Source organism: Streptomyces sp. NPDC051963 (assembly GCF_044593495.1).
Lineage (GTDB): Bacteria > Actinomycetota > Actinomycetes > Streptomycetales > Streptomycetaceae > Streptomyces.
On record NZ_JBIUCC010000022.1, the window covers coordinates 1 to 23,951 of the forward strand.

Here is a 23,951-nt window from a genome sequence, read left to right on the forward strand (position 1 = left end):
CCAACTCGCGGAGGTTCTACGACCGCAAACGCGCCGAGGGCAAGAAGCACGTCCAGGCCGTACTCGCCCTCGCCCGACGACGCGTCAACGTCCTCCGGGCCCTGATCCGTGACCGGCGGTGCTACCAAGTCGCACCGCCAGTGACCTCGGCCGCTTGACAACAGCATTAGGAAGCCACGGCCTCGATGAGGGAGAACGGCGCGGCCTCCGTCAGCGCGGTGACCGATGTGACGGACAGTCCCGCCCGGCGGCACACCTCCTCGAAGTCCTTGCGTGTGCGTTCCCTGCCGCCCAGGTTCACCATCATGTTGAGGTCGCTCAGATAAGTGATCCCGTCGTCGGCGGCATGGGCATCGGTGCCGGTGTCGACGACCTCGGGAAGCACGGGCTCCACGATCAGGACGCGGCCACCGTCAGGCAGCACCGCGCGGCAGTGGCTCAGGATCGTCACCGCCTGATCGTCCGACCAGTCATGCAGGACGCTCTTCATCATGTACAGGTCCGAGCCCTCGGGCACCGACCGGAAGAAATCCCCGGCGACCAGCGAGCAGCGTTCCCTCACCCCCTGCCGCTTCAGCGCCTGCCCGGCTTGGGCCAGCCCCTCCGCCGTGTCGTAGAGGACACCGGTGAGACCCGGATGCGCGTCGAGGACTCCGGCCAGGACGGTTCCATCCCCTCCACCGACGTCCGTGACCGCGGTGAACCGGCCGAAGTCGTAGGCGAACGGCAGCGCGGCGGCGGTCGCCCCGGCGGCCTGGCTCATCGCCGCGTTGAACTCCGCGGACAGCTCAGGATTCTGGGCGAGATGGCTGAAGAAATCCGTGCCGAAGACGGCGTCGAAGGCGACATCGCCGGTACGGACACTGCCGTCCAGATGCTCCCAGGCACGCGCGATCGCCGGCTCGGTGAAGACCCGTACCAAAGACGTGAGCGAGTCGGGCCGCCGGGAGTCGAGGAGGTTGCCCGTCGGGGTCACCGAGAAGGAATCAGGCGTGTGCTCCACCAGCAGGCCGAGACCGGCCAGCGCCCGCAGCAGCCGGGTCATGGCCTGGGCCTCGGCCCCGGCGTCGGCGGCCACGTCGGCAGCCAGACGCTCTTTGTCGCCGATCAGCTCGACGACCCTCAACTGGACGGCCGCGCGCACGGTTTGCGCGGCCATGGTCCCGAAGACGAGCCGGACGACAAGGTCGCGGTCGCCCGCATCCGGTGTGTGGACATGCGTGTTCGCCACAGGAGTGTTCCTTCCTCGATGAGCCAGTCGTTTCAGCAGCGCGCCGGTCAGCTGACGGACGTCGCCCTCTCGGCCAACGCGCCCGGCGTGCATCCGGCGAAGGCCATGACATCGCGATGGAGATGAGGCTGGTCGACATACCCGCAGGCCAGGGCGACATCGGCGGCGTTCTCGCCCGCGCAGAGCGCTCGGGCGGCGTGGTCGAAGCGGACCAGCATGGCGGCGCGTTTGGGGGTGAGCCCGACCTGAGCACTGAACCTGGACCACAGCCGCTTACGGCTCCATCCGCAGGACGCGGCGAGGTCACCGACCCGTACCCGGCCGCGCTGCGCCACGATGTGGTCCCAGACAGCGGCAACCTCAGGCGCCATTGCGGGTGCCCGAGAAGCCCTCTCCCTGAGAAACTCGTCCATCACCGTGAGGCGTTCCTGCCATGCCCCGGCATCGGTCAGCCGCTCGCGCAGTCGTCGCTCGTGCCGCCCCCACAGTTCGTCGAGACCGGTGACGGCCCCGTCCAGCTCGCGCAGGGAGACGCCCAGCAGCCCGTGGGCGGCCCGGGGCGACAAGCGCATCTCGATGCACTCGACCCGCTCACCGCGAATCCGGGCCGGACCGGGCGCCAAGGCGGCAACGAAGCTGTTCAAGGGCCGCCGTCCATGGCTGCCCTCGACGGTGAGCGGATCGTCCCCGAGCCCGACGATGACGATCACGGCGGGCTGAGGAAGCACCTTCAGATCCAGCCCGGCGGCAACCCGGTCGCGGAACCCGGCCATAGACACACCGTCGACGGAGGTACCACCGACGGGCCGGGCGACTTCCCAGCCGTTCTCGACATCGCGGTCCACTGGCTCGACCCCCACCTCGTCACTGCGCATGCCTCTAACATCGCCGACTCGGGCGCCCCTGTCTTGGACGAAAATTCCGAGAGCCCCCCTCCCCCTTGCCGGCCCCTAGCCCCGCAACCCCTTCCCCAGCCTCCTGAGCCCCTCCCCGATCGTCTCCGGCGTCTGCGTCACGAAGCACAGCCGCAGCGTCGAACGCTCCGGCTCACCGGCGTAGAAGGGCGCGCCCGGGACGTACGCCACATCCTGCTGCACCACCTTCCCCAGCAGTGCCGTCGTGTCGTACGACTCCGGCAGCCGGGCCCAGAGGAACATGCCGCCCTCGGGACGGCTCCACGTGGACCCCGGCGGAAGGGCCTCGGCCAGCCCAGCGAGCATGGCGTCGCGCCGCTCGCCGTAGACGCGCGCCACGCGGGCCACATGACCGTCCAGATCCCGGTCAGCCAGATACCGGGCGGCGGCGAGCTGATTGACGGTCGGGGTGTGCAGATCGGCGGCCTGCTTGGCGACCACGCAGGCCCGCCGCAACTCGCCCGGCGCCCGCAACCAGCCCAGCCGCAGGCCCGGCGCCATCACCTTGGAGAAGGAGCCGAGCAGGACGGTACGGTCCTCCGCGCCCGCGCAGGAGGCGATCCACGGCACCCGCTCACCCTCGAAGCGCAGTTCGCCGTACGGGTCGTCCTCGACGATCCACAGTCCGTGCCGGGCGGCGACGGAAGCCACACCGGCCCGGCGTTCGACGGACATGGTGCGCCCGGTCGGGTTCTGGAACGTGGGGACGGTGTACAGGACCTTCGGCCGCTCCCGCACCACCAACTCCTCCAGCGCCGAAGGATCGAGACCGTCCCCGTCGCCCGGCACGGCCACCACCCGCGCACCCGCGAACCCGAAGGCCTGGAGTGCCGCCAGATAGCAGGGGTTCTCGACCAGGACCGTGTCACCGGGCTCCACCAGCGCGGTCGCGAGCAGGGACAGCGCCTGCTGCGAACCGGTCGTCACCAGCACATCGTCGGCATCCGTGACGAGCCCCCGCACGGACATACGTCCGGCGAGCGCGGCCCGCAGCCCCGGCTCCCCCTCGGTCGTGGAGTACTGCAAAGCCCGCGGCCCCGCCTCCGCGAGGACATCCCGGTAGGCCGCCGCGATCCCCTCCACGTCGAAGAGCTCCGGCGCAGGCAGCCCGCCCGCGAAGTTGATCACCTCGGGCCGGGCGGTGACGGCCAGGATGTCCCGTACCGGCGAACCACCGATGGAGCGCGCCCGCGCGGCGAGCGGCGGAACAGGGCTGGACGACGGCGCAGGCTCGACGACGGTCACGTGGCGGCTCCCAGGGGCGATGACGGCTCTTTTCCTGCCCGCACCCTAAAAAACCACATGCCACCTACAAGCAGGTTTCCGCGATACGGACGACGCCCCACCCCGCACGCCCGTCCCACCCCCCATCCCAGAAAAGGAAACTTCCCCCAGCTCAGCGCCCATCCCAACCGTCCCGCGTCCCGAATCCCCGGCCGGGACTGGCGACGACGGCCGATCACCACGCAAGCTGAAACCATCCCCCGGCACCCACCACCGAAAGGGCCACCATGTCCGCACGCCCCGCCGCCCGCACCGGGCTGCTCGCCGCGACGACGGCCGCGCTCGCCACCCTCGTGCTCACGGGCTTGCTCACCGGGTGCGAGGACGGCGAGGGCCTGCGCGACGAGGGCCCGTCGGCCATGACGACCTCGACGGCCACCACCCCCGCCGAGGACCGCTAGGACCCCTGCTCGGGCGACTCGACCCACTCCTCGCCGCCCAGCGGAAACTCGTACGCGGGCCGGCCGTTGTTGCCGCTCGTACGGAACGGCTCACCGCCGTCATCGATGACCAACGTGCCCTTCCGCGGGCCACTGGACCAGTCCAGCTCCAGGTACCAGCGCACGTCGTACGCCGAGGCGTCGGCCGTGATGCGGAGGACCTCCGGATCCGACTCGCTCACCTTCAGCGGAAAGTCGCTCTGCCCCGACCCGGCCACGACAGCCGGACGGGCCGCGTCCAGGGCAACGGTGAAGGGCCGGGTCGGCACACTGCCACCGCAGCCGACGCCCATCACATAGTCGTTCCAGGCCGGCGGCGTGTCCCTGCCGACCACATGGACGGTCAACTTGTCCAGAACCACGGTCTGCTCCCCGGTGCCCCGGCTACGCGGGCGTCCTCCTCGCGTCGGCCGACGGCAGCGGCGGCACCACCGCCAAGAAGCTCACGGTCGCGTTTCAGGGCAAGACCCCGAACAGCTCCGGCGGCGCCTCCGCGACTCCGACGGTGCCGCCCAAGGGCTTCTACTACGACAGCTCGATGTTCGTCACCTACTGGCAGCAGAACATGGAAGGCGCCCTGAGCTGACGCGGCCGACTACCTCACCTTCTGGGCCGCTTCGGTCGCCCAGTAGGTGAGGATGTTCCGCGCACCGGCCCGCTTGATCCCGGTCAGCGTCTCCAGGATCGCCCGGTCCCGGTCGATCCAGCCCTTCTCGGCGGCGGCCTCGATCATCGAGTACTCGCCGGAGATCTGATAGGCGACGACCGGCACATCCGCGACATCAGCGACGCGCGCCAGGATGTCGAGATAGGGCCCGGCAGGCTTGACCATCACCATGTCGGCACCCTCTTCCAGATCGAGGGCCAACTCCCGCAGTGCCTCGCGCGCATTGGCGGAATCCTGCTGATAGGTCTTCCGGTCCCCCTGCAAGGACGAGGCAACAGCCTCCCGGAAGGGCCCGTAGAAAGCAGACGCGTACTTGGCGGTGTAGGCAAGAATCGCCACGTCCTCACGCCCGATCTGATCGAGGGCATCCCGGACGACCCCGATCTGCCCGTCCATCATCCCGCTGGGCCCGACGACATGCGCCCCGGCATCGGCCTGCACCTGGGCCATCTCGGCATACCGCTCAAGGGTGGCGTCATTGTCGACCCGCCCCTGATCGTCGAGCACCCCGCAATGTCCGTGATCAGTGGTCTCGTCGAGACACAGATCGGACATCACCAGCAGCTCATCGCCGACCTCGGCCCGAACATCCCGAATGGCGACCTGCAAAATCCCGTCCGGATCGGTCCCAGGAGTCCCCAGACCATCCTTCTTGGACTCCTCCGGCACCCCGAACAGCATGATCCCGGAGACCCCCGCCGCCACAGCCTCGGCGGCCGCCTTCTTCAGGCTGTCCCGAGTGTGCTGCACGACCCCGGGCATGCTCGCGATCGCCACCGGCTCACTCACGCCCTCCCGCACGAACGCGGGAAGGATGAAGTCGGCCGGATGCAGCCGAGTCTCGGCAACCATCCGTCGCATGACAGGCGTGGTCCGCAGCCGACGGGGCCGCGTACCGGGAAAGGAACCGTACTTCGTCATGCCACGAGGCTACGCCCGCCCGCCCCCCACCTTTGCCGACGAGCCGTCGAGACAGACACCACGAGCGACCCGCAGCCGAGTACGGCGGCAAGGGGACGTGGCGGGGGTGTCCGCCCGCAGCGGTTGGCGCGTCAACAAGGGCACGTTTCCAAGAGACCGATTTCGCGCCGTTCCGAGGACGGACACCCCCGCCACGTGCCCCCCCCCCCCCCCCCCCCCCCGGGGCCCCCCCCCCCCCCGGGGCCCGCGCCCCCCCCCCCCCCCCCCCCCCCCCCACGTCCCCGACCCCCCACCCACCCGAATGCGCCCCACGCCCCACGGGTCCAAGCTGAAAGAACAAGCCCCCCGAGCACCCCCACGGGGAGGACCCGATGACCACCGCCCACCACCCCCACCACCCCCACGACACCCCCGACCTCTTCGCCCTCTCCGACATCGACGGCCCGGTCCTACGCCCCGCGGACGACGGCTACGCCGACGAGGTCACCGGCTTCAACCTGGCCGCCCGCCACATCCCGGACCTGGTCATCGGCGCAACGAGCGCCGGCGACATAGTCGCCGCGATGCGCTGGGCCGCAGCCACCAACACCCCGGTATCCGTCCAGGGCACCGGCCACGGCGCCAACTTCCCGATCGACAGCGGCCTCCTGATCAACACGTCCCGCATGACGGACGTACAGATCAACCCCACCGACCGCACCGCAAGGATCGCCGCGGGCGCGAAGTGGCGCCACGTCCTGGAGGCCGGCGCCCCCCACGGCCTCGCCGCGCTCAACGGCTCGTCCACGGACGCGGGCGTGATCGGCTACACGCTCGGCGGCGGACTCCCGGTCCTCGGCCGGACCTACGGATACGCCTCCGACCTGGTCCAGTCCTTCCAGGTCGTCACGCCCGACGGCGTCCTCCGCGAGGTGAACGCGATCCGCGAGCCGGAGCTGTTCTGGGCCCTGCGCGGCGGCAAGGGCAACGTAGGCGTAGTCACATCCCTCGTGACCGAGCTGATCCCGCTGTCCCGCATCCTCGGCGGCGGCATCTACTGCGCCGGCGAACACGCAGAACCCCTCCTGCGAGCCTGGGCCGACTGGACAACCACCGTCCCGACCCAGATGTGCTCGGCGTTCACACTGCTCCGGCTCCCCCCGCTCCCGACGATCCCCGAGCCACTGCGAGGCCGCTTCTGGGCCCGCGTCGCGATCGCCTGGACCGGCGATCCGGACGACGGCAGCCGCCTCCTCGCCCCGATCCGCGCGGCCGCCCCGGTCGTGTTCGACACGGTAGACGAGATGGACTACACAGCCGTTGACTCGATATACGCGGAACCCCAGGACCCGCTACCCGCAAGGGAGTCCTGCGCACTACTAGCCGACCTCACCCCCGAGGCCGTGGACACACTGCTGGCGCAGTCGGGCCCCACGGCACCCTCCGACTACCCCCTGCTGATCGTCGAACTGCGCCACATGGGCGGCGCGTTGTCCCGCACCACGACCCACGAGGACGCGATCTGCGCCCGCGACGCGACCCACCTGATGGAAACGGTCGCCGTCATCCCGAGCCAGGAGGCAGCCGAGGCCGTAGAAACGGCCACGGCAGCCCTGAACACGGCGATGGCCCCGTACGGCACGGGCCGCTCCATGGTCAACATCCACGGCTGCCCGGGCGACGAATCGGACCGCGCCCGAGCCTGGACGCCGGAGGTCTACGACCGCCTGCGCCAGGACAAGGCGACGTACGACCCGAAGAACCTCCTGCGCTACGGCCACACGGTGACACCGGCATAGCGCCACCACACCTCACAGCCGTTCCGCCACCGCCCGAGCCGTTCGCTACGTCGTACGCCGCCGCCGAGCCCCCGGCCGCCGCTCACTGGGCCGAGTCACCGGATCCCCCGCCTCCACCGCAGCAGCCCGACGCCGCAACCCGAAGTCGGCCAACGCCTCGGCCAGTTTCAGCACGGACGGCTCAGGAGCCATGACATCCACCCGAAGCCCATGCTCCTCGGCGGTCTTCGCGGTAGCGGGCCCGATACAGGCGATCACGGTCACGTTGTGCGGCTTCCCGGCGATACCAACGAGATTCCGCACCGTAGAGGACGAGGTGAACAGCACGGCATCGAACCCACCGCCCTTGATCGCCTCCCGAGTCTCCGCAGGCGGCGGCGACGCACGCACGGTCCGATAGGCCGTGACGTCGTCGACCTCCCACCCGAGCTCGATCAGCCCGGCGACCAACGTCTCGGTCGCGATGTCGGCACGCGGCAGGAACACCCGGTCGATCGGATCGAAGACCGGGTCATAAGGAGGCCAGTCCTCCAACAACCCAGCCGCCGACTGCTCACCACTGGGCACCAGATCCGGCTTCACACCAAAGGCAACCAGCGCCTTGGCGGTCTGCTCCCCCACCGCGGCGACCTTGATCCCGGCGAAGGCACGCGCATCAAGCCCGTACTCCTCGAACTTCTCCCGAACGGCCTTGACCGCGTTCACCGAGGTGAAGGCGATCCACTCGTACCGCCCGGTCACCAGCCCCTTGACCGCCCGCTCCATCTGCTGAGGCGTCCGCGGCGGCTCGACGGCGATCGTCGGCACCTCGTGCGGTACGGCGCCGTACGACCGCAGCTGGTCGGAAAGCGAAGCCGCCTGCTCCTTGGTCCGCGGCACGAGCACCTTCCAGCCGAACAGCGGCTTGGACTCGAACCACGACAGCTGCTCACGCTGAGCCGCGGCGGAACGCTCCCCGACCACGGCTATCACGGGCCGCCCGCCCTCGGGCGAGGGCAGCACCTTCGCCTGCTTCAGCGTCTGCGCGATGGTCCCCAGCGTGGCGGTCCAGGTCCGCTGCCGAGTAGTGGTACCGGCGACAGTCACCGTCATCGGCGTATCAGGCTTACGCCCGGCCGAAACCAGCTCCCCCGCAGCCGCAGCCACCGAATCCAGCGTCGTCGACACGACGACCGTGCCGTCCGACGCGCCGACCTCGGTCCAGCACCGGTCGGACGCCGTCCGCGCATCAACGAACCGCACATCGGCGCCTTGGGCGTCCCGCAGCGGAACACCCGCATAAGCGGGCACCCCGACAACAGCCGCGACACCCGGCACAACCTCGAACGGCACACCCGCGGCGGCGCAGGCGAGCATTTCCTCAGCGGCGTACGTATCTAGTCCCGGGTCCCCGGAAACCGCACGCACGACCCGCCTGCCGCCCCGTGCGGCCTCCATGACAAGATGTGCGGCATCCCGCACGACGGGGCCCCCAGCGGTTGTTGACGAACCGTCAACAACCGTCAGCTGAGGCGTGCCTGTGCCCGGTAGCGGGTCCGACGAAGGACCCGGGTCCGTGTTCACGACGGCGACGCCGGACCTGGCATGAGCGCGTACGACGTCGAGCACCTCGTGCTCGGCGACGAGAACGTCCGCGTTCGCCAGCGCGTCGACGGCGCGCAGAGTCAGTAGTCCCGGATCCCCGGGTCCGGCACCAAGGAAGGTGACGTGCCCGTGTTCCGGACCGGCGGGAAGGTTGGTGGGGCTCACTGTGCTCGCTCCCCCATCAGACCGGCCGCGCCCTGGGCAAGCATCTCGGCAGCGAGTTCACGGCCGAGCGCCATTGCTTGGTCGTACGTCTCGGGCACGGGACCGGTGGTGGACAACTGCACCATCCGCGAGCCGTCGGTCGTGCCGACGACGCCACGCAGGCGCATTTCCTTGACAATCTGCCCGTCGGCCAAAAGGTCGGCCAGCGCGCCCACAGGGGCGCTGCAACCGGCCTCCAGGGCGGCGAGCAGTGACCGCTCGGCAGTCACGGCGACCCGCGTGAACGGGTCGTCGAACTCCGCGAGCGCTGCGATGAGGTCCGCGTTGTCCGCGGCACACTCGATCGCGAGTGCCCCCTGGCCGGGGGCGGGCAAAACCGTGTCGACCGACAGAAAGTCGGTCACTTCGTCGATACGGCCGATCCGCTGCAGTCCAGCCGCAGCAAGCACTACCGCATCGAGCACACCATCGCGCACGAAGCCGACCCGCGTATCCACATTCCCGCGAATCGGAACCGTCTCGATATCCAGCCCATGGGTGCGTGCATACGCGTTCAGCTGGGCCATGCGCCGCGGCGAACCCGTACCGATGCGCGCCCCGCGCGGCAGGTCGGTGAACTTCAGCGCGTCCCGGGCGACGATCACGTCCCGCGGGTCCTCGCGCAGCGGGACGGCGGCCAGCGCCAGCTCGTCCGGCTGCCCGGTCGGCAGGTCCTTCAGCGAATGAACCGCGAAGTCGACCTCCCCCTTCAGCAGCGCCTCCCGCAGCGCGGTCACGAAGACTCCCGTGCCGCCGATCTGCTGGAGCTGCTCACGGGAGACATCGCCGTACGTGGTGATCTCGACGAGCTCGACGGGCCGTCCGGTCACCTGGCTCACGGCCTCTGCCACCTGCCCGGACTGGGCCAGGGCGAGTCTGCTTCGCCTGGTCCCCAGTCTCAGGGCCTTGTCGTCACTCATGCCGAGCCTCGGTCTTTCTTGCTGGTGCTGTCCTCGGCGCGGGAGACGGAGGCCACCGTCTCCTGGTCGAGGTCGAACAGGGTGCGCAGCGCGTCCGCGTACCCGGCGCCGCCGGGTTCGGCCGCGAGCTGCTTGACCCGTACGGTCGGCGCGTGCAGCAGCTTGTCGACGACGCGCCGCACGGTCTGGGTGATCTCCGCCCGGTGCTTGTCGTCGAGGCCGGGCAGCCGTCCTTCGAGCCGGGCGATCTCGTTCGCCACCACATCGGCGGCCATCGTCCGCAGGGCCACCACGGTAGGCGTGATGTGCGCGGCCCGCAGCGCCGCTCCGAAGGCCTCGACCTCGTCGGAGACGATTCGGCGGACCTGGTCGACGTCGGCCGCCATCGGGGCGTCCGCGGAGGCCTCGGCGAGCGACTCGATGTCGACGAGACGCACACCGGCGAGCCGGTGCACGGCCGCGTCGATGTCGCGCGGCATCGCCAGGTCCAGCAGGAACAGCACCGGCTCGGGCTGCGGCACGGCCGGGACCGGCTCGGGCCTGCGCCGCTCGGGGATCCGCCCGGCGGTGGCCGCGGTCGCGGCGAGCGCGGTGATCAGCTCGGCATCGGCTTCGGGCGTACGACGGCCCGCCTCACGCCGGTCCACGGCACTTCCGGCGACCCACGCGGCGTGCTGCTCCAGCGTGGCGGCGTCCATGCCGGCCACAGCGGCTTCACCCATGACAGAGAAGCCGGGCTGAACGGCGGCCAGATCGAGCGGACAGTTCTCATCGCCGGCAGAGCCTGCGGGCAGTCGTGCCGCTGGGGCGGCTCCCGTCCCCAAGAGAGGCGGCACCCCGTGAGCGCCGGGCTGCGCGACCTCCCCCTGGCCCGCTCCAACGTCCGGCACCCGCCCGTCAACGGCCGCGGCAACCGTCTCCGCCGCCAGCACCAGCCCCGTCGCCCCCGTGCAGGACACCGCGACGTCGGCACGTGTCAGCTCGACCGGCACCGAATCCATCGGTACCGCGCGGGCCAGCACGTCCGTGTCGTCGCCCTCGGTGAGTATCTGGGCGAGGCGCTCGGCGCGGTCGTGAGTGCGGTTGGCGATGACGATCTCGGCGACCCCGGCGCGCGCGAGCGTCGCGGCGGCCAGCGAGGACATCGAACCGGCGCCGATCACCAGGGCCTTCTTGCCGCGGACCCAGGCGTCGACCGGCATCCCGACGGCCAGCTGCTCCAGGCCGAAGCTGACCAGGGACTGGCCGGCCCGGTCGATTCCGGTCTCGGAGTGGGCCCGCTTGCCGACCCTGAGCGCCTGCTGGAACAGGTCGTTGAGGAGGCGGCCCGCGGTGTGCAGCTCCTGCGCCGTCGCGAGGGAGTCCTTTATCTGGCCGAGGATCTGGCCCTCGCCCACGACCATCGAGTCCAGCCCGCAGGCCACCGAGAAGAGATGGTGGACGGCCCGGTCCTCGTAGTGCACGTACAGGTAAGGAGTGAGTTCCTCGAGGCCGACCCCGCTGTGCTGGGCGAGCAGCGTGGACAGCTCGGCGACGCCCGCGTGGAACTTGTCCACGTCCGCGTACAGCTCGATGCGGTTGCAGGTGGCGAGGACGGCGGCCTCACCGGCCGGCTCGGCGGCGACCGTGTCCTGCAACAGCTTGATCTGGGCGTCCTCGGACAGCGCGGCCCGCTCCAGGACACTGACCGGAGCGCTGCGGTGACTCAGCCCTACGACGAGGAGACTCATGCCGGCATCACGGCGGGTACGTCCCCGTCCGGGCCCTTGTCGGCGGTCTCGCCGCGCACGGCGGCGACCGGACCGCTGCCGTCGGACGACGCGGCCTCCTCACCGGCCTTGCGCTGCTCGTGGAAGGCGAGGATCTGCAACTCGATGGAGAGGTCGACCTTGCGGACGTCGACGCCGTCCGGGACGGACAGCACGGTCGGCGCGAAGTTCAGGATGGAGGTGATGCCGGCGGCGACGAGCCGGTCGCAGACCTGCTGGGCGACGCCCGGCGGGGTGGTGATGACCCCGATCGAGACGCCGTTGTCGGAGATGATCCGCTCGATGTCGTCGCTGTGCTGGACGGTGATCCCGGCGATCTGCTTTCCGGCCATCTCCGGATCGGCGTCGATGAGCGCGGCGACCCGGAAGCCACGGGAAGCGAACCCGCCGTAGTTGGCGAGGGCGGCGCCGAGGTTACCGATACCGACGATCACAACCGGCCAGTCCTGGGTGAGCCCCAGCTCACGCGAGATCTGATAGACGAGATACTCGACGTCGTAGCCGACACCCCGGGTCCCGTACGACCCCAGATACGAGAAGTCCTTGCGCAGCTTGGCGGAGTTGACCCCCGCCGCGGCCGCCAGCTCCTCGGAGGAGACCGTGGGTACCGAGCGCTCCGACAGTGCGGTCAGCGCGCGAAGGTACAGCGGAAGCCGGGCGACGGTGGCCTCGGGAATCCCTCGGCTACGGGTCGCCGGTCGGTGAGTTCGGCCAGTTGCCACGGTGCTCCTGCGGGTAGAGCGGGGCTGTAGGCGGTCACACGAACCCAGACCGCCCCGTCGAAAGCAGGCTATGTCTTTGTGAACGCGTGCACAAAGATGGTGTCCGATTTGCCCGGCCAACGTGACCGGGGTCACGCACCGCTCCCTCGGGGCCGATACGGGGGTCAAAACCGAACACTCTCCTCAACGATCCCCACCCCCGAGACCAGGTCGCGTCGATCCTAAGTCAGTTTCCGGACGACTTGGACTGGTCGGTCAGTACTGGGTCAGCGCCTTCCGCAACCGATCCTCGTTCACGCGCCAGAAGGTGTGCTGCTCTCCGTCGACCAGTACGACGGGGATCTGTTCCCAGTACTGGTCGTGGAGTTGGGGGTCCTGGGTGATGTCCTTCTCCTCCCATGCAACACCGAGCTCCGCACAGACCTTCTCGATCACCGACTGTGCGTCATCACACAGATGGCAGCCCGGCTTGCGGATGAGGGTGACGAACCGGACACGCGAGCCGGCCCGCCGCCGGAAGATAGGACTCATGGGGCCATTCTCGCGCCAGGACGACGACTGTTTAACGACAAGGTCGCGGAGAGTTCACAGCCACCAAACCTCCCGACTCCGGAACCACCGAACAGACTGGCTATGCTCACGCCATGGCCGCTCTTGGATGGCTCACTCCCCGTAGGCGCTCCGCCACCGCGCGGAGCGTGTTGGCAGGCGAGGCCTCGGCGGAGGCCGCACGCAAAACCACGCAGGAGCAGGAACCGCCGCCGTCCGCCGAGCAGGACGAGGACGAACCGGAGTTCCCCGTGCTCGGCGACGACAAGGCCGCCGCGTTCTTCGATCTCGACAACACCGTGATGCAGGGCGCCGCGCTGTTCCACTTCGGACGAGGCCTGCACAAGCGGAAGTTCTTCGAGACCCGCGATCTCGCGAGGTTCGCCTGGCAGCAGGCGTGGTTCCGGCTGGCCGGGGTCGAGGACCCCGAGCACATGCAGGACGCCCGTGACTCCGCCCTGTCGATCGTGAAGGGCCACCGGGTGGCCGAGTTGATGACGATCGGCGAGGAGATCTACGACGAGTACCTCGCCGACCGGATGTGGCCCGGGACGCGTGCGCTGGCCCAGGCCCACCTGGACGCGGGGCAGAAGGTGTGGCTGGTGACCGCGGCCCCCGTGGAGATCGCCACGGTGATCGCCCGTCGCCTCGGATTCACAGGCGCACTGGGCACGGTCTCCGAGTCGGTGGACGGGGTGTACACGGGCAAGCTGGTCGGAGAGCCCCTGCACGGCCCCGCGAAGGCGGAAGCGGTGCGGGCGCTTGCCACGGCGGAGGGTCTGGACCTGTCCCGCTGCGCCGCCTACAGCGACTCCCACAACGACATCCCCATGCTGTCCCTGGTCGGCCACCCCTACGCCATCAACCCGGACACCAAGCTCCGCAAGCACGCCCGCGAACTGGACTGGCGCCTGCGCGACTACCGCACGGGCCGCAAGGCCGCCAAGGTCGGCATCCCGGCCGCGGCCGGCGTAGGAGCGGTGGCGGGCGGCACGGCGGCCGCGATCGCGCTCAGCCGGCGCCGGCGCTAGCGCTCAGCGCCCGTTGAGCCACGCCGCGAACCCCGGCCAATCGAGATGTCGTACCCCCGCACCCCGTCATCCAGTCGCGTTGGCTGCACACGGCCACAACACGCCCCGCTCCTGACCGGAACCCGACCAAGGACGATCAACAACCGGTCACGCTGCGGCACTTGATCGACCGTCAATCGGTTACAGAAGCGACGGAATCGATGATTTGAGCAACTGGGCGTAGCAATGCCTGTACGAAGCGTTATTCTCCTCAGACGCAAACCGGTACCCCTCCGTCGCTACGACGGGTGAACGGTCCCGCACTGCACGTGATGGAAGCTCTGCCTCTGGGAGTCCCGTGTACCCACACGTCGGGGTTGACGCCTCGGGCCTGGCTACGCTGCGCGCAACGGTCCAAGACCTGTTGCGCGGCTTCGTCCCCACCGCGTACGCCGGCCCCGCCCTTGCCGTAGCCACACCACCGGTCGGCCCCTGCTACGCGCTCGCCGACGGCGGCGCCGCCGTCAGCAGACGGGGGCGCTCGACCGGTGCCACCACCGCTCGCCGTCCGGCAGCGGACAGCGACAGCGCGCGCATGATGGATCTCGTCGAGCGCGCACAGGCCGGCGAGGCCGATGCCTTCGGACGGCTCTATGACCAATACAGCGACACCGTTTATCGGTACATCTATTACCGGGTAGGAGGAAAAGCGACCGCCGAGGACCTCACGAGCGAGACCTTTCTGCGGGCGCTCAGAAGGATCGGCACCTTCACCTGGCAGGGACGGGACTTCGGGGCATGGCTGGTGACCATCGCCCGCAATCTCGTCGCCGACCACTTCAAGTCCAGCCGGTTCCGGCTGGAGGTGACCACCGGGGAGATGCTCGACGCCAATGAGGTCGAGCGGTCGCCCGAGGATTCGGTACTCGAATCCCTTTCCAATGCCGCACTGCTGGATGCCGTTCGCCGGCTCAACCCCCAGCAGCAGGAGTGCGTCACGCTCCGCTTCCTCCAGGGCCTCTCCGTCGCCGAGACCGCCCGCGTGATGGGCAAGAACGAGGGCGCCATCAAGACCCTCCAGTACCGTGCCGTCCGCACCCTCGCCCGGCTCCTGCCGGACGACGTCCGCTGACCGCCCGGATACACACAGCAATCACCAACTCACCTACAGTGAAAGTCTGTTGACTCCGCCGTCGGATCATCCATCGTCCGTAACCCAAGTGCCGCGCCACTCGTTGTGCGGGATGCAGGCTCCCTGTGGTCACTCCCTGGCCGTCTTCGATCACTCGATCGCGTGGTTTTGGTCAGGGCGTGCAACCCTCAGGACCCCCTGGGGAGTCGACCGTCATGACGAGAGGAGGTGCCGCCAGTGATCGCGAACGTATCGGCGCACCGGCGGGCGAACGCCTTCGCCCAGGCCCTGGAGGAGTCCGACCGGGGCCCGGCGGCCGAGCAGTCCGAGGCCTCGGCGGCGGCTGCTGCGGAAGAGACCGAGCAGGGGCGCCTGTTGTCCCTCACGACCGGTCTCGGCGAGCTGCCCAAGCCGGAAATGGACCCCGAGGTCAAGGTCGTCCAGCGCGCCCAGCTGGTGGCCGCGATGGAGGCCATGCTCCAGGAAGGGGCCGTGGGCGGTGGGGCGACCGAGCCCTCGATGCCGGCGCAGCGCTCTCCCCGAGGGCGCGGTGCCCATCGGGCGAGCCCGTTGGGCAAGTTGCGCCCGCGTACGAGGCTGGCCAAGGGGCTCACCGCCGGTGGGCTCAGTGTCGGCGTCGCCGCCGGGGCCTTCGGCGGAGTCGCCGCCGCGAGTTCGGACGCGCTGCCCGGCGACTCGCTGTACGGGCTCAAGCGCGGCATAGAGGATTTCAAGCTCAACTACATGTCCGACGGGGACGACGAGCGCGGTCGCAGCTATCTCGACCAGGCGTCGACCAGGCTCAATGAGGCCCGGCGGCTGATGGAGCGGGACCGCGGCGGACAGCTCGACCACGAGTCACTCGGCGAGATCCGCCGTGCCCTGTCGGGAATGACGCATGACGCCTCGGAGGGCCACCGCCTGCTGAGCGCGGCGTATGAACGCGACCCCGAGTCCCTGGGCCCCATCCAGGCCCTCTCCACCTTCTCGAGCTCGCATCGCGACGCCTGGGGCGCGCTGCGCGAGCGGCTGCCCGTCCAGCTGGGAGACGTGAGTGATCAGGTGTCGTCGGTCTTCGACGCCATAGACCAGGAGGTCGCCCCGCTCCAGTCCCTGCTTCCGCAGCCTCCGGCCCCGGGCGGCGGCGGTGACAGCCGGCGGCAGGGCTCCGGCTCGACGTCCACCGGTTCCTCCGGTGGAGATCGGTCCGCGGCACCGAGTGCGAAGACGGGCTCGTCGGACGGCAGCAGCGGTTCCAGCAGCACGAAGCCCAGCAAGCCGTCCAACTCCGGCAGCGAGGGCGGCGGTCTGCTCGGTGGCAGCACCGGCGGCCTGCTCGATCCGCCGAAGAACCCCGGCAGCGCTTCCCCCTCCGGAAGCAGCAGTCCGAGCTCCGAGCCGGACGTCACGCTTCCACCGCTGCTCCCGGGCCTCCTGCCCGGACTCGGCATCAACGGCGAGGACGTCGAGTAGGGGTCACGGCGGTAGTACGACGATGGGGGCGCCCTTCTCACCAGGGGCGCCCCCATCGTCGTACAACAAACGTTTCCTCGGCCAGAAGAAGACCGATCAGAAGAAGACCGAGCGCCGCTGCACCAGCAGCTTGTAGAGGGTGTGCTGGATCTGTTCCCTGACCGCCGCCTCCGGATAGCCGTCCGTGCGGATCGCCTCGCCGAACTGGCAGGACCCACACTCAACCGGCCGCGTCAGAAGAACACCGACCGCCGCTGGACCAGCAACTTGTACAACGTGTGCTGGATCTGTTCCCTGACCTGGTCGGTCAGGTTGAACATCAGCATGGGGTCCTCCGCCGCCTCCGGGGGATAGCCGTCCGTGCGGATCGGCTCGCCGAACTGGATCGTCCACTTCGTCGGCAGCGGGACCGCTCCCAGCGGGCCCAACCACGGGAAGGTCGGAGTCAGCGGGAAATACGGGAAGCCCAGGACCCGGGCCAAGGTCTTGGCGTTGCCGATCATCGGGTAGATCTCCTCGGCCCCGACGATCGAGCACGGGATGATCGGGGTGCCCTGACGCAGTGCCGTGGAGACGAAGCCGCCGCGACCGAAGCGCTGGAGCTTGTAGCGCTCGCTGAAGGGCTTGCCGATGCCCTTGAAGCCCTCCGGCATCACCCCGACCAGCTCGCCCTGGGCCAGCAGCCGTTCGGCGTCCTCGGCGCAGGCCAGGGTGTGGCCGAGCTTGCGGGCCAGTTCGTTGACCACCGGCAGCACGAAGACCAGGTCGGCCGCGAGAAGGCGGAGATGGCGGCCGTCCGGATGGTGGTCGTGCACGGCGACCTGCATCATCAGGCCGTCCAGCGGGAGCGTCCCGGAGTGGTTGGCGACGATCAGGGCGCCACCGTCCGCGGGGATGTTCTCGATGCCCTTCACCTCGACCCGGAAGTACTTCTCGTACACCGGGCGCAGCAGGGACATCAGGACATGGTCGGTGAGTTCCTCGTCGTAGCCGAAGTCGTCCACCTCGTAGTCGCCCGTCAGGCGGCGGCGCAGGAAGGCCAGGCCCCCCGCGATGCGCCGCTCCAGGCCTCCGTCGTCCTTGGGCTGCTGGGGCTGCTGGGGCGGCTGTTCCTCACGCGTCACAGGGACATCATCCTGCGCGAGCGCCCGCCCCGGCAGGGGCTGGACCTCACGTACGAGCGCGGGCTCACCGTTCTTGCGCCGGTTCCCCGCGCTCCGGCGCCGCGGCGGCCGCTGAACGGCGCCTCCGCGGGACCGGTCGTCATCGAACGGAATGACCTTGGCGTCCGCCATCGTTGATGCGCTCCTCAGTTGGCGCTCTGCGTCGGGGGGTGGCCGCTGCCCGGAAAGGGCAGCGCGGCGATCCGGTCGACGGCCCCCGCGAGGGCCTCCGGTGGCAGAAGTCCGGGACCGCGGCTGCGCGCGAACTCCGCGAAGGTCTCGGCGGTCGTGTACTTCGGCTTGAATCCGAGCGTCTCACGCATCTGGTCCGTCGCCACGACCCGGCCGTGGGTCAGCAGCCGGATCTGTTCGGGCGAGAAGTCGGTCATGCCCAGCGTACGCACCAGGGAGCCCGCCCAGGTGACCGCCGGCAGCAGCAACGGCATAGTGGGCCGCCCGAGCCTCCTGGAACACTGGGAGAGCAGCAGGACGCCGTCGCCGGCGATGTTGAACGTGCCGCTGTTGAGCGTGCCCCGCTCCGGTTCGTGCGAGGCGATCCGCAGCACGTCGATCACGTCGTCCTCGTGCGCGAACTGGAGCCGGGGGTCGTAGCCGAACACGGTCGGCAGGATCGGCAGCGAGAAGTACGAGGCGAGCGGCGTGTCGGCGGTGGGGCCGAGGATGTTGGCGAACCGCAGCACACACACGGCGACGTCCGGCCGCCGACGCGCGAAGCCCCGTACATACCCCTCGACCTCGACCGTGTCCTTGGCGAAGCCGCCGCTGGGCAGGGACTTGGGAGGGGTGGTCTCGGTGAAGACGGCCGGATCGCGGGGCGCGGACCCATAGACATTCGTACTGGACTTCACGACCAGCCGCTTGACGTTGGGCGACTTCTGACAGGCGCCCAGCAGCTGCATCGTCCCGATGACGTTGGTCTCCTTGACCGTCGTCCGGCTGCCGCTGCCGAGCGCGGTGGCCGTCACGTCCATGTGGACGACGGTGTCGGCGGCCGTCTCGGCGAGTACGCGGGCTATGGTCGGCTGCCGGATGTCGGCCTGGATGAAGTCCGCACCGCCCAGATGGTGCGCGGGCGGGACCGCGTCCACGGCGACCACCCGGTCCACCTGTGGGTCACGCTGGATCCGTCGTACGAACCGGCCCCCCAGCTGTCGGGCCACTCCGGTCACGAGCACGACCTTCCCCAAGATCAGCGCCTTCCTTCCAGGAATCGTCCAGACCTGACACACCGCTGCTCGTTACCCTGCCGCGTTCCCCGTGTGCCGCCAACCTAGCGGGTCGATGTTGCGCTGTGATGACCACCCAATGCACGAAGTGACGCCATCCACTTGCGTACGTACAGACCCAGCCATGTGAAAGACAGGCGTACGCACAGGACGGCTGTGTAACGAGACGCGTGTGGCCCCCCACCGGGTGTGGTGGGGGGCCACTGACACGCTCTCACGGCGTTGCGCCGTCGGTAGTCCTGGTCCTTGCGGACCCTGGACTACTTCTTGTTGCGACGCTGAACGCGCGTGCGCTTGAGCAGCTTGCGGTGCTTCTTCTTAGCCATCCGCTTGCGCCGCTTCTTGATAACAGAGCCCACGACTACCCTCGCTCACTTCTCATCACTCGGCGTTGGGCGCCATGGGCCCATACGACCTACAAGGGGCCAGCCTACCCGTCCGAGCGCTGAGGTCGTAATCGAGGAGCCCGGGGCAGATCCGATGGTGCCCTGAGGATCTCCCCGGACCTCCGTCGTCAGGCTGTTTCCACCCCCACATAACTCTCGCGAAGGTACTCGTGAACCGCTTGCTCGGGGACGCGGAAGGACCGCCCCACCCGGATCGCGGGCAGATGACCACTGTGCACCAGTCGGTACACGGTCATCTTCGACACTCGCATCACCGAGGCGACTTCCGCCACGGTAAGGAACTGAACCTCGTTCAGAGGCCTCTCGCCAGCTGCAGCCATGACACACCTGAACCTTCCGCACTCGACGGTCACCGGCTTCCCCTTCCGGTGACTCTTCGTCGTTGCGTGCTCACTCCCCAATGTAGGGGCGGGTGATGCGAGTGGGGAAGAGGTGCACCCATCGGCGGCCTACTGTGACAGACACGCTCGATTGAGTACGTAGCGGGTAAGCGGCAGGTAGTAATCAGACCGCACAGCGTCATCAAGTGGAACGACGACGGACACGGACCCCTCGGCCTCCCCCACGAAGAGGGCAGGGTCATCCGTATCCGCGAGACCAATGGCCTCAAACCCCAGCTGACCTGCTCCGCAGACCCACCCGTGATCCCCGATCACCAACTCGGGCAACGGCCCGCCGGCCTCGGCCGCCGCCGCGAGTACGGTACGAACCGGGAGCGGCGAGTGCGTGTGTGCGCCGGTCTCACAACCGGAGCGGAAGGCATCCGGTTCTCGCATCAGCGCGACTCCTCGTACGTAGTCAAGGTTGTACGTGCGTAGACCGAACCGGGTCGTTATGTCGACACAGCGACCCTGCGCCGGTGTGAGTACGGCACATCCAGCCGCCGACAGCGCGTCCGCCAACGCGGCGTAGAACCCGAGCAGACGGTGCGGATGCCCGGTGCCGAGCAGCACGGGCGCGCCACGCTGCGCCACTGCCGCGATCCGATCGGCGAAGGCATCGAGGGCGGCCAAAGTCAGCTCAGGATCGATCTCATCATGGCCGGAGATACATCCCGGATCGGCCGAAACACCACACTTGTCCGCCATCAACCCGATCAAATCCCGCTGCCTCCACGTCCATTCGGGATCGATCCCGATCAGCAGCCGGGGATCGCGAGCAGCGAACAGCCGATAGCTCCGCAGGCTCTCCTCCCGGGACGTGGCCACGGTCCCGGCAAGCCGAGCAGCCAACAGATGCGCGCGCAGGGCGCCGGTGGTCAACACCCGTGTGATGGTGACGGACGCGAGCCGGAGCCGTCAGGGGAACGGGGGAACACCGCACAGTTGGCGTAAGGCATGTCACCCGCTACGGCAACATCCCCCGCAGCGGAAACACGGCCCGCCGAGTGGCCAGCACCGCCTGATCCAACCGATCCGCAGGGTCGTACCCGGCATCCCAGTCGACGTGGGCCACCGGCCACCGCCCATCCGTCATCCGGGCCGGCCCCAACTGCCGCGTACGGGCGAAGACCTCCTGCCGCCAGCCCTCAGGAATCATCGCCTCGGGCTCCACGGGCCGCCCGGCCGCAACAGCCACCAGATGCGTCCAGGACCGCGGCACCACATCCACCACGGCGTATCCGCCCCCACCCAGGGCGACCCACTTCCCCCCGGCGTGCTCATGGGCCAGCTCATGGCATGCAACCTGCACAGCCCGCTGCGCATCCAGCGAAACGGCGAGATGGGCCAGCGGGTCCTCGAAGTGCGTATCGGCCCCGTGCTGCGTGACGAGCACATCCGGCCGGAAGTCGGCGACCAACTCCGGCACGACCGCGTGAAACGCCCGCAGCCACCCCGCGTCCCCGGTCCCCGCCGGCAGCGCGACATTCACCGCCGACCCTTCCGCGGCCCCCTCCGCCCCCGTCTCCTCGGGCCACCCGGTCTGCGGGAACAAGGTCCGAGGATGCTCATGCAGCGAGATCGTCAGAACCCGCGGATCCTCCCAGAACGCCGCCTGCACCCCGTCCCCGTGATGCACGTCGACATCCACATACGCGACCCGCTCGACCCCCAGCTCCAGCAACCGGGCAATGGCAAGTGAGGCATCGTTGTAGATACAGAACCCCGACGCACCCCCCGGCATCGCATGGTGCAGCCCGCCCGCGAAGTTCACCGCATGCAGCACATCCCCGTGCCACACGGCCTCCGCGGCCCCCACCGACTGCCCGGCGATCAACGCGGACACCTCATGCATCCCGGCGAACGCCGGATCATCCAACGTCCCGATCCCGTACGACCCGTCCGCCGCCCCGGGATCCTCCGACGCCGCCTTCACCGCGGCGATGTAGTCCTCGCGATGCACGAGCCGAAGAGTCGACTCGCCGGCCGGCTTGGCGGCCACGACGTCCACGTCCCGGTCGAGCCCGAAGGCATCGACCAGACTCCGGGTCAGGGCGAGCCGAACCGGATCCATCGGATGGTCCGGCCCGAAGTCATAGCCCGTTACTGCCTCATCCCACATCAGCTGTGCGCGGCCGCTCATGTCCGCCACCGTATCGGTCCGGTTGAGCCTCGAACGACCGGGCGTACACGAACGTCACCAGCACCAACACCATCGGCACGAGCATGGCCCCGCGGTAGCTCCAGGCATCCCCCAAGGCCCCCACCAACGGCGAACCGATCAAGAACCCCACATAGTTGAAGACATTCAGCCGCGCCACGGCCGCATCCGAAGCCCCGGGGAACAACCGCCCGGCCGCCGCGAAGGTCTGCGGTACCAGCACACACAACCCCAGCCCCAACAGGGTGAACCCCAGCATCCCCACCCAGGCCCCAGGCGCCCCGGCCACCACGGCGAACCCCACAGCGGCCACCAGCGCCCCACCGCGTACGACCACCACGGCCCCGAACCGCCGCACCCCGAAGTCCCCGAGAGCCCGCCCCAAGAGCGTCGTCACCATATAGACGTTGTACGGAACGGTGGCCAGCTGCTCCGAACTCCCCAGCACATCCTGGAGATACTTCGCACTCCAGTTGGAGACCGTCGAGTCCCCGATGTACGCGAAGGTCATCACCAGACACAGCGGCAACAGCATCTTGAAGACAACGGTCCCGCCTTCCCCCTCCGCGACGGCCGCCTCCTTCTCGGGCGCCGCCCCGTCGACGTACCACCGACTCCCCACCAACGCGGCCGGCACCAGCACCACCACAACCGGCAGGTACGACACGGCCAACGCCAGATCCCAGTGCGCCCCCACCCACGCGAGCGAGGCCCCCACAATCCCACCCAGGCTGTACACGGCATGGAAGCTGAGCATGATGCTGCGCCCGTACGACCTCTGGAGACTCACCCCGAGCATGTTCATCGACGCGTCCAGCGCCCCCACGGCGAGCCCGAACGCCCCCAGCGCGACGCCGAGTTCGATCATCCCGTCCCCGGCCGCGACCCCGAGCAGCGCCAGGAGCACGACGGGCTGGGACCAACGCAGCACCACGCTGGGCCGTATTCGCTTCACCAGCCGCTCGGTCGTGACGCTCCCGACCCCGGCGAGAATCGGCACCGCCGCCAGAAAAGCAGGCAGCAGCGCGTCGGACACGCCGTACCGGTCCTGAATCGCAGGGATGCGCGTCACCAGCAGCGCAAAGGCAACACCCTGAGCAAAGAAGCCGAACGCCAATGAGGCCCTACCGCGCCGCAGCACATCAGTCATGGCGGCGAGCGTAGAGCCCCGGGGTACCGCTGGGTATATCCAGCCAAAGATGAATTTCCCTCAGCTTTACCTGGAGCGCTCTCACGCCAGCAGGTCAAGCAACTCCCCCATGTCGGCGAAGAGTCGAGTCGCCCCCGACAGCCTCGCCGCAGGGGTCATCGCGGTGAACCCGTACACGTCCATCCCAGCCGCTACGGCCGCCCGAACCCCCAACGGGCTGTCCTCCACCACCACACACCGCTCCGGCGCGACCCCCATCTTCCCAGCCGCGTAGAGAAACAGATCAGGCGCCGGCTTCCCCCGCCCCACATCCTCCGAGCTGAAGATCTGCCCCTCACCGAACCACCGGTCCAGCCCTGTCGTCCGATGCCCCACCCGAATCCGCTCATGACTCCCGGACGACGCCACACAGTACGGCACCCCGTCCGCCACCAACTTCTCAAGCACCCCGACAGCCCCGGCCACCGGCTTCAACTCCCGCTCGAACGCCGCGAACACGCGCGAATGAAAGACATCATCGAAGTCCTCCGGCAACGGCTGCCCGGTCCGTTCCTCCACCAGATCATGTACGCGATGCATAGCGGCGCCCATGTAGTCGCGAAGGGATTCCTCGTACGAGGTCGGGTGCCCGAGCTCGGTGAGATAGGCAGCCAGAAGCCGGTTGGAGATGGGCTCGCTGTCGACGAGCACTCCGTCGTTGTCAAAGATGACGAGGTCATAGCGCATGGCTACGAGCCTAGCCCGACCCCAAACGCAGAAAACCCCCGTACCGATTTACGGTACGGGGGTTTTCGCAATGATTGTTCGGCGGTGTCCTACTCTCCCACAGGGTCCCCCCTGCAGTA

At 69.0% G+C, this 23,951-nt stretch carries 22 protein-coding genes and 3 pseudogenes; 7 read left to right on the top strand and 18 right to left on the bottom strand.

Going from position 1 to position 23,951, the window contains the following annotated elements; translation table 11 throughout:
* Window positions 1–158, top strand: a pseudogene (locus tag ACIHFB_RS45440) (IS110 family transposase); the annotation flags it as partial.
* 8 nt (window positions 159–166) lie between these two features.
* Here the strand turns inward: ACIHFB_RS45440 and ACIHFB_RS45445 are convergent.
* From ACIHFB_RS45445 to ACIHFB_RS45455, 3 genes are all read right to left on the bottom strand, one after another.
* Window positions 167–1,231, bottom strand: a complete 1,065-nt coding sequence (locus tag ACIHFB_RS45445; protein WP_400129949.1) for a methyltransferase — start codon at window positions 1,229–1,231, stop codon at window positions 167–169.
* A gap of 47 nt (window positions 1,232–1,278) precedes the next feature.
* On the bottom strand, window positions 1,279–2,106 hold the full coding sequence (locus tag ACIHFB_RS45450) for an AraC family transcriptional regulator (protein ID WP_365288505.1): 828 nt from the start codon (window positions 2,104–2,106) through the stop codon (window positions 1,279–1,281).
* Window positions 2,107–2,181: 75 nt separating this feature from the next.
* Entirely contained in the window at window positions 2,182–3,390 is a 1,209-nt protein-coding gene (locus ACIHFB_RS45455) for a PLP-dependent aminotransferase family protein (RefSeq protein ID WP_365288507.1), read from the bottom strand.
* A gap of 266 nt (window positions 3,391–3,656) precedes the next feature.
* Between ACIHFB_RS45455 and ACIHFB_RS45460 the strand changes: the two genes are divergently transcribed.
* Window positions 3,657–3,830 carry a hypothetical protein gene (locus tag ACIHFB_RS45460; protein ID WP_365288509.1) on the top strand — a complete coding sequence of 58 codons (174 nt, stop codon included), beginning with the start codon at window positions 3,657–3,659 and terminating at the stop codon, window positions 3,828–3,830.
* Here ACIHFB_RS45460 and ACIHFB_RS45465 read toward each other — a convergent pair.
* Window positions 3,827–4,252, bottom strand: a pseudogene (locus ACIHFB_RS45465) (transcriptional regulator); the annotation flags it as partial. The gene ACIHFB_RS45460 and the pseudogene ACIHFB_RS45465 overlap by 4 nt on opposite strands.
* Between ACIHFB_RS45465 and ACIHFB_RS45470 the strand changes: the two are divergent.
* Window positions 4,237–4,455, top strand: a pseudogene (locus ACIHFB_RS45470) (hypothetical protein); the annotation flags it as partial. The pseudogenes ACIHFB_RS45465 and ACIHFB_RS45470 sit on opposite strands and share 16 nt — an antisense overlap.
* A gap of 9 nt (window positions 4,456–4,464) precedes the next feature.
* On the opposite strand, the gene hemB reads toward ACIHFB_RS45470, so the two are convergent.
* Window positions 4,465–5,457, bottom strand: coding sequence for a porphobilinogen synthase (gene hemB, locus ACIHFB_RS45475; RefSeq protein ID WP_365288515.1), 993 nt, complete (start codon window positions 5,455–5,457; stop codon window positions 4,465–4,467).
* Between the two features lie 371 nt (window positions 5,458–5,828).
* Here hemB and ACIHFB_RS45480 point away from each other — a divergent pair, with 371 nt between their 5' ends.
* On the top strand, window positions 5,829–7,235 hold the full coding sequence (locus ACIHFB_RS45480; RefSeq protein WP_400129950.1) for an FAD-binding oxidoreductase: 1,407 nt from the start codon (window positions 5,829–5,831) through the stop codon (window positions 7,233–7,235).
* Window positions 7,236–7,280: 45 nt separating this feature from the next.
* Here ACIHFB_RS45480 and ACIHFB_RS45485 read toward each other — a convergent pair whose 3' ends face one another.
* The 5 genes from ACIHFB_RS45485 to ACIHFB_RS45505 all read right to left on the bottom strand — a co-directional run bounded on the left by ACIHFB_RS45485 (window position 7,281) and on the right by ACIHFB_RS45505 (window position 12,965).
* Complete coding sequence (locus ACIHFB_RS45485) at window positions 7,281–8,984, bottom strand: uroporphyrinogen-III synthase (RefSeq protein WP_365288520.1); 1,704 nt, start codon at window positions 8,982–8,984, stop codon at window positions 7,281–7,283.
* Window positions 8,981–9,943, bottom strand: coding sequence for a hydroxymethylbilane synthase (gene hemC, locus ACIHFB_RS45490; protein WP_365288522.1), 963 nt, complete (start codon window positions 9,941–9,943; stop codon window positions 8,981–8,983). The genes ACIHFB_RS45485 and hemC overlap by 4 nt, the downstream gene beginning before the upstream one ends.
* The gene (locus ACIHFB_RS45495) at window positions 9,940–11,673 is read right to left on the bottom strand and encodes a glutamyl-tRNA reductase (protein WP_400129954.1); all 1,734 of its coding nucleotides are present in this window, start codon (window positions 11,671–11,673) and stop codon (window positions 9,940–9,942) included. Before ACIHFB_RS45495 ends, hemC begins: the two co-directional genes overlap by 4 nt.
* Window positions 11,670–12,434, bottom strand: coding sequence for a redox-sensing transcriptional repressor Rex (locus ACIHFB_RS45500; protein ID WP_365288526.1), 765 nt, complete (start codon window positions 12,432–12,434; stop codon window positions 11,670–11,672). The genes ACIHFB_RS45495 and ACIHFB_RS45500 overlap by 4 nt, the downstream gene beginning before the upstream one ends.
* Before the next feature lie 255 nt (window positions 12,435–12,689).
* Window positions 12,690–12,965: a glutaredoxin family protein gene (locus tag ACIHFB_RS45505; protein WP_400129956.1), complete on the bottom strand. Its 276-nt coding sequence runs from the start codon at window positions 12,963–12,965 to the stop codon at window positions 12,690–12,692.
* 113 nt (window positions 12,966–13,078) lie between these two features.
* Between ACIHFB_RS45505 and ACIHFB_RS45510 the strand changes: the two genes are divergently transcribed.
* The 3 genes from ACIHFB_RS45510 to ACIHFB_RS45520 all read left to right on the top strand — a co-directional run bounded on the left by ACIHFB_RS45510 (window position 13,079) and on the right by ACIHFB_RS45520 (window position 16,598).
* Window positions 13,079–14,014, top strand: a complete 936-nt coding sequence (locus ACIHFB_RS45510; RefSeq protein WP_400129958.1) for an HAD family hydrolase — start codon at window positions 13,079–13,081, stop codon at window positions 14,012–14,014.
* 337 nt (window positions 14,015–14,351) lie between these two features.
* A complete protein-coding gene (locus ACIHFB_RS45515) occupies window positions 14,352–15,125 on the top strand; it encodes an ECF subfamily RNA polymerase sigma factor, BldN family (RefSeq protein ID WP_365288533.1) in 774 nt (257 codons plus the stop codon).
* Window positions 15,126–15,362: 237 nt separating this feature from the next.
* Window positions 15,363–16,598: a DUF5667 domain-containing protein gene (locus ACIHFB_RS45520; RefSeq protein WP_365288535.1), complete on the top strand. Its 1,236-nt coding sequence runs from the start codon at window positions 15,363–15,365 to the stop codon at window positions 16,596–16,598.
* A 233-nt stretch (window positions 16,599–16,831) separates the two neighbouring features.
* Here ACIHFB_RS45520 and ACIHFB_RS45525 read toward each other — a convergent pair whose 3' ends face one another.
* The 8 genes from ACIHFB_RS45525 to ACIHFB_RS45560 form a co-directional block, all read right to left on the bottom strand.
* A complete protein-coding gene (locus ACIHFB_RS45525) occupies window positions 16,832–17,893 on the bottom strand; it encodes a lysophospholipid acyltransferase family protein (protein ID WP_365288537.1) in 1,062 nt (353 codons plus the stop codon).
* A 14-nt stretch (window positions 17,894–17,907) separates the two neighbouring features.
* Window positions 17,908–18,969, bottom strand: a complete 1,062-nt coding sequence (locus ACIHFB_RS45530; protein WP_365288539.1) for an NAD-dependent epimerase/dehydratase family protein — start codon at window positions 18,967–18,969, stop codon at window positions 17,908–17,910.
* 299 nt (window positions 18,970–19,268) lie between these two features.
* The gene (locus ACIHFB_RS45535) at window positions 19,269–19,367 is read right to left on the bottom strand and encodes a 30S ribosomal protein bS22 (protein ID WP_003948845.1); all 99 of its coding nucleotides are present in this window, start codon (window positions 19,365–19,367) and stop codon (window positions 19,269–19,271) included.
* A 155-nt stretch (window positions 19,368–19,522) separates the two neighbouring features.
* Entirely contained in the window at window positions 19,523–19,735 is a 213-nt protein-coding gene (locus tag ACIHFB_RS45540; RefSeq protein WP_004984898.1) for a helix-turn-helix domain-containing protein, read from the bottom strand.
* A gap of 129 nt (window positions 19,736–19,864) precedes the next feature.
* A complete protein-coding gene (locus ACIHFB_RS45545; protein ID WP_365288541.1) occupies window positions 19,865–20,680 on the bottom strand; it encodes a phosphatase in 816 nt (271 codons plus the stop codon).
* Between the two features lie 82 nt (window positions 20,681–20,762).
* Complete coding sequence (locus tag ACIHFB_RS45550; protein WP_400129962.1) at window positions 20,763–21,938, bottom strand: acetoin utilization protein AcuC; 1,176 nt, start codon at window positions 21,936–21,938, stop codon at window positions 20,763–20,765.
* A complete protein-coding gene (locus ACIHFB_RS45555; protein WP_400129965.1) occupies window positions 21,907–23,106 on the bottom strand; it encodes an MFS transporter in 1,200 nt (399 codons plus the stop codon). The genes ACIHFB_RS45550 and ACIHFB_RS45555 overlap by 32 nt, the downstream gene beginning before the upstream one ends.
* Window positions 23,107–23,187: 81 nt before the next feature.
* Entirely contained in the window at window positions 23,188–23,832 is a 645-nt protein-coding gene (locus ACIHFB_RS45560; RefSeq protein WP_400129967.1) for an HAD family hydrolase, read from the bottom strand.
* Window positions 23,833–23,951: the final 119 nt, after the last annotated feature.